The 8,710-nt window shown below is 70.3% G+C and carries 7 protein-coding genes; 4 read left to right on the forward strand and 3 right to left on the reverse strand.

Translation table 11 applies throughout. The annotated features are described in order from the left end of the window. Positions 1 to 108: 108 nt before the first annotated feature. Positions 109 to 1,344, reverse strand: coding sequence for an amidohydrolase (locus tag WBP48_RS08330; protein ID WP_424438852.1), 1,236 nt, complete (start codon positions 1,342 to 1,344; stop codon positions 109 to 111). A 147-nt stretch (positions 1,345 to 1,491) separates the two neighbouring features. Here WBP48_RS08330 and WBP48_RS08335 point away from each other — a divergent pair, with 147 nt between their 5' ends. Then, entirely contained in the window at positions 1,492 to 1,857 is a 366-nt protein-coding gene (locus tag WBP48_RS08335) for a PadR family transcriptional regulator (protein ID WP_424438855.1), read from the forward strand. Position 1,858: 1 nt separating this feature from the next. Continuing rightward, the gene (locus WBP48_RS08340; protein ID WP_424438858.1) at positions 1,859 to 3,277 is read left to right on the forward strand and encodes a permease prefix domain 1-containing protein; all 1,419 of its coding nucleotides are present in this window, start codon (positions 1,859 to 1,861) and stop codon (positions 3,275 to 3,277) included. A gap of 27 nt (positions 3,278 to 3,304) precedes the next feature. Here the strand turns inward: WBP48_RS08340 and WBP48_RS08345 are convergent, their stop codons facing one another. Together WBP48_RS08345 and WBP48_RS08350 are read right to left on the reverse strand one after the other, a co-directional pair. Further along, a complete protein-coding gene (locus tag WBP48_RS08345) occupies positions 3,305 to 4,351 on the reverse strand; it encodes a LacI family DNA-binding transcriptional regulator (protein WP_424438861.1) in 1,047 nt (348 codons plus the stop codon). Between the two features lie 96 nt (positions 4,352 to 4,447). Then, positions 4,448 to 6,124: a glycoside hydrolase family 13 protein gene (locus tag WBP48_RS08350; protein ID WP_424438864.1), complete on the reverse strand. Its 1,677-nt coding sequence runs from the start codon at positions 6,122 to 6,124 to the stop codon at positions 4,448 to 4,450. A gap of 233 nt (positions 6,125 to 6,357) precedes the next feature. On the opposite strand from WBP48_RS08350, the gene WBP48_RS08355 reads away from it, so the two are divergent. Then, a complete protein-coding gene (locus WBP48_RS08355; RefSeq protein ID WP_424438867.1) occupies positions 6,358 to 7,908 on the forward strand; it encodes a nucleobase:cation symporter-2 family protein in 1,551 nt (516 codons plus the stop codon). A 154-nt stretch (positions 7,909 to 8,062) separates the two neighbouring features. Then, a complete protein-coding gene (locus WBP48_RS08360) occupies positions 8,063 to 8,683 on the forward strand; it encodes a helix-turn-helix domain-containing protein (RefSeq protein WP_424438870.1) in 621 nt (206 codons plus the stop codon). The last annotated feature ends 27 nt before the right edge of the window (positions 8,684 to 8,710 follow it).

Consider the following 8,710-nt stretch of genomic DNA (forward strand, 5'->3'; position numbering starts at 1 on the left):
GCCTGGGCTCGCGGGGCGGCCTCGGGTCGCGCGCGGGCTTCGGGCTGCGGGGGGCCGGTGTGCCGGGCTCCTCCGGGTCGGGCTCGCCGAGCCCCAGGTCGGACCAGCTCATGACAGGAACTCCCTCGCGGCGATCACGAGTGCGTCGACGCCGCGCTCGATCGTGGGGTGAAGGACGGGTGCGAAGAACGGCGAGTGGTTCGTCGGGATGTCCTCGTTTACCGTGCCGCGGGCCACGGCATCCGCGTACTGCTGCGGATCGACGCCGCCCCAGAACCAGAAGACGAGCGGAGCGCCGGCGTCGCGAGCGAACCACGAGACGTCCTCGCTGCCGGTGAACATTCCGGGGTCGACGACGGTGCCCTCGCCGAAGGCGCGGTCGAATGCCGCGGTCAGGCGCGCCGTCGCCTGCGGGTCGTTAATCGTCGGCGGCAGCGAGTGGTCGACGACGATCTCGGGCTCGCGTTCGGCGCCGGATGCCGCGGCCTCCGCTCGCACGACCCGTTCGACGCGCGCCATGACGCTCGCGCGCGCGTCGTCGTCGGGGTAGCGCAGGCTGAGCTCGAGCCTCGCCTCGGCGGGGATGATGTTGTTCTTCAGGCCGGCATGGATCGAACCGACAGTGACGACGGCCATCTCACGCGGGTCGACCTCGCGTGAGACGACCGTCTGCAGCCGCATGACGGTCGCCGCAGCCATGACGACGGGGTCGATCGTCGCGTGCGGCCTCGACCCGTGCCCACCGCGGCCGTGGAGCGTGACGGTGAGGCCGTCGGATGCCGCCATCTGCGTGCCGGGGCGCACGCCGATCGTGCCGGCCGGAAGCGGCGTGAGGTGCTGGCCCAGCACGATGTCGGGCTTCGGGAAGGCATCGAGCACGCCGTCGGCGATCATCGCCTGCGAGCCCGCGCCGTACTCCTCGGCGGGCTGGAAGACTGCGACGACGGTGCCCGCCCATTCGGCCTTCGTCGCGGTCAGCCGCTCGAGGGCGCCCAGCAGGGCGGTCACGTGCATGTCGTGGCCGCACGCGTGCATGACGGGGACGTCGGTTCCCGACGGGTCCGTGCCGCGGGCGGTGCTCGCATACGCCAGCCCGGTCTCCTCGTGCACCGGCAGGGCATCCATGTCGGCACGCAGCCACACGACCGGGCCCCTGGTACCGGGCTCGGGTTCCCGCTCGCCGGTGATGCTCGTCGCAACGCCGGTCTTGCCGAGTCCCTCGACGAAGTCGAGCCCGAGCGCCGCGAGCGCGCGCGTCACGACGCCGGCCGTGCGGGTCTCCTGAAACGACAGTTCGGGATGCCGATGCAGGTCGATGTACAGGGCTTCGAGATCGACGCTCATGGGTCAGAGCCTACTTTCTGAGGGCTTGACACGAAGCACTACCTCGTACTTCTATGTACCTAGTACTTCTAGGTAACCCCCCGGCACCCCGCGAGGGAGCCGTAGGCGACCGGCCTCTCAGAAAGCTCTCAGAAAGGTGGAGCGCGGATGCGGATCGGGAAAGACCTCGTGGCCGCGGCGGCGACGCCGTTGGTGCTCGGCATCCTCGTCGAGGGCGAGTCGTACGGGTACGCGATCCTCCAGCGGGTGAGCGAGCTGTCCGACGGTGAGCTGGAGTGGCGCGACGGCATGCTCTATCCCCTGCTGCACCGTCTCGAGCGGTTGGGGCACGTCGAGTCGTCGTGGGGCGTGTCGCCGAGCGGACGGCCGCGCAAGCTCTATCGCCTCAGCGCGAGCGGCCATGCGGCGTTCGCCGAGCAGCACCGGCAGTGGTCCGTCGTCAGTGAGGCCCTCGGCCGCGTGTGGTCGGAGCGCCCAGACGGGTTCGGCGCTCCCGCGCTCGGAGGTGCGTGAGATGGATGCCGCGCAGCCCGACCGGGTGCCTTCTTCCGGCCCCGCCGCCTCGCACGCCGAGGATCCCGGCGAGGAGCAGATCGCGCTGTGGCGCGCCTACGTCGAGCGGCACGACGCGATCGGGCAGGCCGATGTGAGGGAACTCGAAGGGCACCTGCGCGACCAGATCGAGGAGCTGACGGCATCGGGACTCGATCGCGACGAGGCCTTCCTCGTCGCGATCAAGAGGATGGGCAGCCTCGATGCGCTCTCGCGCGAGTTCGCCCGGGAGCACTCCGACCGGCTGTGGAAGCAGCTCGTGGTGCCGCCCGGGGCCACACCGACGCGCACGCGTGGACTCGCCCTCGCGCTCGGTCTTGCGGGCCTGGCCGCCGTGGCGATCAAGCTCCCCGCTCTCTTCGGACTCGGGTTCCCGGCCGCCGGCGAGTTCTACGCCCGCAACGTCGCGCTGCTCGTCCTGCCGTTTCTCGCGGTGCTGTTCCTCGTGCGCCGCCGCGCGGGAGTGGGCACGGTGGCCGTGGTCGCGGCATCCTTCGTCGTCGCCGCACTCGTCGTGAACGGCTACCCCTTCGAGCCCCGCGGGGCGACGTTGCTGCTGACGGTCGTCCACACGGCGGTCGTGCTGTGGCTCGTGGTCGGTGTGGCGTACGTCGGGGGAGACTGGCGGTCGGGCAGCGCGCGTATGGACTTCATTCGGTTCACCGGTGAGTGGTTCGTCTACCTCGTGCTCATCGGGCTGGGTGGGGCGTTGCTCCAGGGACTGGCGGTCGCGCTGTTCCACGCCGTCGGTCTGAGCGTCGACTGGTTCCTTGCCGAGTGGATGATTCCGTGCGGCTTCGCCGGAGCGATCGTCGTGGCCGGCTGGTTGGTGGAAGCGAAACAGAGCGTCATCGAGAACATCGCGCCCGTGCTGGCCCGGATCTTCACGCCGCTGTTCGCGCTGCTGCTGATCGCGTTCGTCGTCGTGACCGTGTGGCAGGGGCGCATCGCCATGGCGGACGGCATCCAGGTCTTCGGACAGCGCGACCAGCTGATCCTCTTCGACGTCGTGCTGATCGTCGTGCTCGGTCTGCTGCTGTACTCGATGTCGGCACGCGACCCGCTTGCGCCGGCCGGGTGGTTCGAGGTCCTGCAACTCGTGCTCGTCGTGGCGGCGCTGGCGGTAGACGCGATCGTGCTCTTCGCGATGGTCGAACGCATCGGCAGCTTCGGGATGAGTCCGAACAAGCTCGCGTCCCTCGGGCTGAACCTCATCCTGCTCGTGAATCTCGCCGTCGCCGCGTGGCTGCAGGTCGCGTTCCTGCGTCGGCGCGTCGCGTTCGCCCGGCTCGACGCCTGGCAGACCTCGTACGTGCCCATCTACTTCGTGTGGGCCGTCGCCGTCGCGGTCGTGTTCCCGCCGGCGTTCGGGTTCGGGTAGGGCGACGGCGCCCGGCGGATGCCGGGGCTACCGCGCGGGTGGGGCGGTGGAGCCGCGGACGACGAGCTCGAAGGGGAGCGGCGCGGGGTCGAGAGGTACCCCGTCGAGGAGCGCGAGCATCGCGTCGGCGGCACGTTCGCCCTGCCGGCGGGGGAACTGGTCGATGGTGGTGAGTCCGAACATCGCGCCCATCTCGTGCCCGTCGACGCCGATCACCGACAGGTCGTCGGGCACGCGCAGACCGTGCTCGCGCGCCGCGAACATCACCCCGAACGCGAGCTCGTCCGACGCCGCGTAGATCGCCGTCGGCGGTTCGAGCGCTGCGAACAGCTCGAGCGCTGCGCGGCGACCGCCGGCGACGGTGAAGTCCGTCTGCACGAAGAGCGGGGCACCGGCGGTATCCGGCCGGGCCGCGGTATCCGGCCCGCCGGCGGCATCCGGCCCGCCGGCGGCATCCGCCATCGCCGCCACGAAGCCACGGTGTCGCTGCGTCGGAACGTCGAAACCGGCATCCGGGCCCTTGTCGTTGCCGAGGTGTGCGATGCGACGATGCCCGAGCGCCCGCAGGTGCGCCACTGCTGCGTGCGACACCGCGCGTTCGTCCACCCGCAGGGCGAGCAGTCGCGGCGACGGCGTGCCGAGACCCAAGACGGGCACCCCGAGCCCTCGCAGGGCCTCGATCTCGTCGTCGGTCAACGTCACGGTCAGGGCCAGGATGCCGTCGACCCGGCCCCGGCGCAGCGACGTCTCGAACAGCAGCCGCCGCTGCGCCGGATCGCCGGTGACGTCGTACAGTGTGAGGTCGTATCCCTGCGGCGCAAGCCGCGCGGCGATGCTCTCCAGCACCGTCGCGAAGTACCAGCGTCCGGTGAGCGAGACGAGCACGCCGACCGACATCGTGCGGCCCGTCGCGAGACTCGCCGCTGTCGCCGACGCGACGTAGCCGAGCTCATCGGCGACGTGGCGCACGCGCTCGCGCGTCTTCTCCGAGATTCGTCCGCGCCCGCTGAGTGCGCGCGAGACGGTCGTGGCCGACACCCCGGCGCGTCGGGCGACGTCGTCGATGCTGGCCACGGTCAGTACCGCCCCGCCGGCCGAGAGCCGCGCGCCGCCCAGCTCACAGCGCCCGCCGCCCGGCTCACCGCGCCCGCTGTCGCCAACACTCCGGTCTTAGCCGGCCAACAGCCAGACCGCCGTATCGGCGGGCAGGGCGCCGCCGGCGAGCGGCTCGCTCGCGACCACGAGGGTCCCCGCCGGCAGCACGACCGGCTCGGAGCCGAGGTTCACGACGACGGTCACGTCGCCGTTGCGGACTGCGATGACATCGGACGGATACCCCGACAGCCACTCGATCGAACCCGCGCCGAGCCCGTACTGGCGGCGGTTCGCCAGCAACGTGCGGTACAACCACAGCGTCGAGGCGGGATCGTCCTCCTGCGCGTCGCGTGCGAACCGGGCCCACTCATCGGGCTGCGGCAGCCACGAGGCGCCCGTGTCGTTGAACCCGAACGCGGGGGCGTCCGCGGTCCACGGCAGGGGCACGCGGCATCCGTCGCGGCCGTACTTCTCGCCGTTCGTGCGAAACCACGTCGGGTCCTGGCGCACGTCATCGGTCAGATCGACCGCCTCGGGAAGGCCGAGCTCTTCGCCCTGGTAGAGGTATGCCGAGCCGGGCAGGGCGAGCATGAGCGTCGTCGCGGCGCGGGCGCGGCGCTGGCCGAGTCCGGGGATCGGACGGGCCTCGGTGCGCGGGCCGATGCCGCCGTCGCGCGGTGTGTCGGCGGTGAGGGCGAGCCGCGTCGCATGACGGATGACGTCGTGGTTCGAGAGCACCCACGTCGCGGGCGCCCCGACGGCGGGGTACGCGCGCAGCGACTCGGAGATGACCTCGCGCAGATCGTCGGCATCCCACTTCGTCGTCAGATACGGGAAGTTGAACGCCTGGTGCATCTCGTCGGAGCGCACCCACAGCGCGGTCTCGTCGACCGTGGGCAGCCACGCCTCGGCGCACAGCGCGCGGTCACCGTCGTACTCGCGCAGCACGGCGTTCCACTCGCGGTAGATGTCGTGCACGGGCTCCTGGCCCCAGTACGGGGCGACGTGCTCGCCGCCGCCCATCGACGGGTCGTCGCTGATGATGGTGTCAGGCAGCTCGCCGTCCTTCGCCAGCCCGTGCGCCACGTCGACGCGGAAGCCGTCGACGCCGCGGTCGAGCCAGAAGCGCAGCACGTTCTTGAAGAACTCGTGCACCTCGGGGTTGGTCCAGTCGAAGTCGGGCTGGGTCACGTCGAACAGGTGCAGGTACCACTGCCCCGGCGTGCCGTCGGCCTCGGGCACGCGGGTCCAGCCGGGTCCGCCGAAGACCGACACCCAGTTGTTCGGGGGCAGCTCGCCGTGCTCGCCCTTGCCGTCGCGGAAGAGGTAGCGCGCCCGCTCCGGACTGCCGGGACCGGCGGCGAGGGCCGCCTGGAACCACTCGTGCTCGCTGGAGCTGTGGTTGGGAACGAGGTCGACGACGACCCGGATGCCGCGGTCGTGCGCGGCGTAAAGCATGCGGTCGAAGTCGGCCAGCGTGCCGAAGCGCGGGTCGACGTCGCAGTAGTCGGCGACGTCGTACCCGGCGTCGTTCTGCGGCGACGGGTAGAACGGGCTCAGCCAGATGGCGTCGACGCCGAGCGAGACGAGGTCGTCGAGGTGCGCCGTGACCCCGGCGAGATCGCCCATCCCATCGCCGTTCGCGTCGGCGAACGAGCGGGGATACACCTGATAGATGACGGCCGAGCGCCACCACTCGGCGCCGGGACGGTTCTCGCCGATCGGGGCGAGCGTGGAAACAGCGATGGTCATGGCGTCCAGCCTAGCGCAAGCGCTTGCGCGCCGGGATCGATGTCGACCTCGGATCGGGCGCGGCATCCTGCCCTCCCGCCGAAAGTTACGACCAACTACCCTTCACGGCCTCCCGGTGTTGCAGCGATGTTTCGGCCCGTGAACTTTGGGGAACGGATGCCGAAAACCGCCGCGCGCGACTTCAGCCCCGGCTTAATGTCGGGTTCACGACGGAGCGTCCGCTCCGTGAGCGCATGGCACAGGAACAGGAGCGCGCACATGGCATCCACGGCACCGCCCCCCACCGAGGGGAAGAGAAAACGCGACACATCGGGCAACTCCGTCGACTCGATCCCACCGCTCGCACGGCTCTTCCCTCTCGGCCTGCAGCACGTGCTCGCGATGTCGCGGGTGCCGTCGCGGTGCCGCTCATCGTCGGCGGCGCGCTGCAGCTGAGCCCCGCCGACATGGCGTTCCTCATCAGCGCCGACCTGTTCGTCGCGGGCCTCGCGACTCTCGTGCAGTCCATCGGATTCTGGCGGTTCGGCGTGCGCTTGCCGCTCATGCAGGGCGTCACCTTCGCAGCAGTCGGTCCCATGATCGCCATCGGCACGGCGCCCGGCGGCAGCATCACCGACATCTTCGGCGCGACGATCGCGTGCGGTCTGTTCATGATCCTCGTGGCGCCGTTCTTCGCGCAGCTGCTGCGCTTCTTCCCGCCGATCGTGACGGGCACCGTCATCCTCATCATCGGCCTGTCGCTCATGCGCGTCGCGGCCGGATGGATCACCAACAACGACCCCGAGGGCGCCGACCCCGTCAACGTCGGCTTCGCGGCAGGCACGCTGCTGTTCATCATCCTCATCGAGCGCTTCGCCCCGGCCGCGTTGCAGCGCGTCTCGGTGCTGCTCGGCCTCGTCGTCGGCACGATCGTGGCGCTGTTCGTGCCGGGAATGGTGCACTGGGACAACGTCGGCGATGCCGCGTGGTTCGCCCTCGTCACGCCGTTCCACTTCGGCCTGCCGACCTTCAACGTCGCGGCGATCGTCTCGATGATCATCGTCGGCATCGTCATTATGACCGAGACGACGGGCGATATGATCGCCATCGGCGAGATCGTGGAGAAGCCCGTCACCCGTCAGAGCCTCGCCGACGGCCTGCGCGCCGACGGCCTCGGCACGGTGCTCGGCGGCATCTTCAACACCTTCCCCTACACGGCGTTCGCGCAGAACGTCGGCCTCGTCTCGCTCACCGGCGTGCGTTCGCGCTATGTCGCTTCGATGGCAGGCCTCATGCTCATCGTGCTCGGCCTCATCCCCAAGGTCTCGTCGATCGTCGAGGGCGTGCCGCGGGCCGTGCTCGGCGGCGCGGGCATCGCGCTGTTCGGGATGGTCGCCGCCAGCGGCATCCGGACCCTCACGAAGGTGAAGTTCAACAACAAGAACATCCTCGTGGTCGCCATCTCGGTCGGCATCGCGCTGCTGCCGACGGTGGCGCCGACGATCTACCACCACTTCCCGACGTGGTTCACGCTGATCTTCGAGTCGGGCATCTCGGCCGGCGCGATCGCGGCGATCCTGCTGAACCTGTTGCTCAACTCCGACCAGATGCGCACGGAGGCCGCGGATGAACCCGCGCTCAGCGCCCACGACGCGGTGCGCGGACCGGCAGCTGCGGCACTCGTGCACCCCGACGCGGAGGGGACGGGTCTCATTCACACGGTCATCACCGGCAGCGAGGAGAAGCCGGATGACCCTGTCGCGCCGCCGAAGGCCGCGACGGAGGATCCCGATGCGCGCACCTGAGCGGCCGATCGACGGCTGAGCCGCCGCTACGACCGCGGCATTCTGCGGGTACGCCTGTGCGCGACCCGCAGAATGCCGCGGTCGATTCTCGGGCGGCTGTGATCCGGCCCGGCTGCCCTGTTGCGTAGACTCGTCGCGGGAGGGGACAGCGCGTATGACGACCGAGCGGCCGGGAGGGATAGCGGCATCAATCGGGCCGCGCCTGCGCCGCCTGCGTACCTCATCGGGTCGCTCGCTCGCGTCGGTCGCCGAAGCCGTCGGCATCTCGTCGAGCGCGCTCTCGCAGATCGAGACGGGCGTGATGCAACCCTCGGTCAACCGGCTCATCGAGATCGTCGCCGTGCTGGGCGCACCGGTGTCGGCGATCTTCGACGATCACGACGTGCTGCAGCCGACCGCGCTGGCGGCGGGAACGAGCGAGCCGATCCCCGGTGTGCACGTGAGCGTTCCCGACGAGGCATCAGCGCCGACGCTGCGCCAGGGCGTCGTCTATCGTCGGCTCACGCCCGTGGCGCTCGATGGCATCGACCTGTTCGAAACGACCTATCCACCGGGGACGTCCTCGAGCATCGACGGGGCCATGCTCGTGCACGCCGGCTACGAGATGGGTTCGGTCGTCGTAGGCACCCTGCTGTTCGAGTTCACCGAGGGGGCCGTCGAACTCGGCGTCGGGGGCTCGCTCGCCTTCTGGGCGACGCGGCCGCACCGCGTCGTCAATCCGTCGCAGGCCACGACGGCCGTCGCGATCTGGCTCACGCTGCGCAACGGGTTGTAGCCGCGGCATCCGCGTGCGGGCGCGCCT

The organism is Microbacterium sp. (genome assembly GCF_049661145.1).
Taxonomy (GTDB): domain Bacteria; phylum Actinomycetota; class Actinomycetes; order Actinomycetales; family Microbacteriaceae; genus Microbacterium.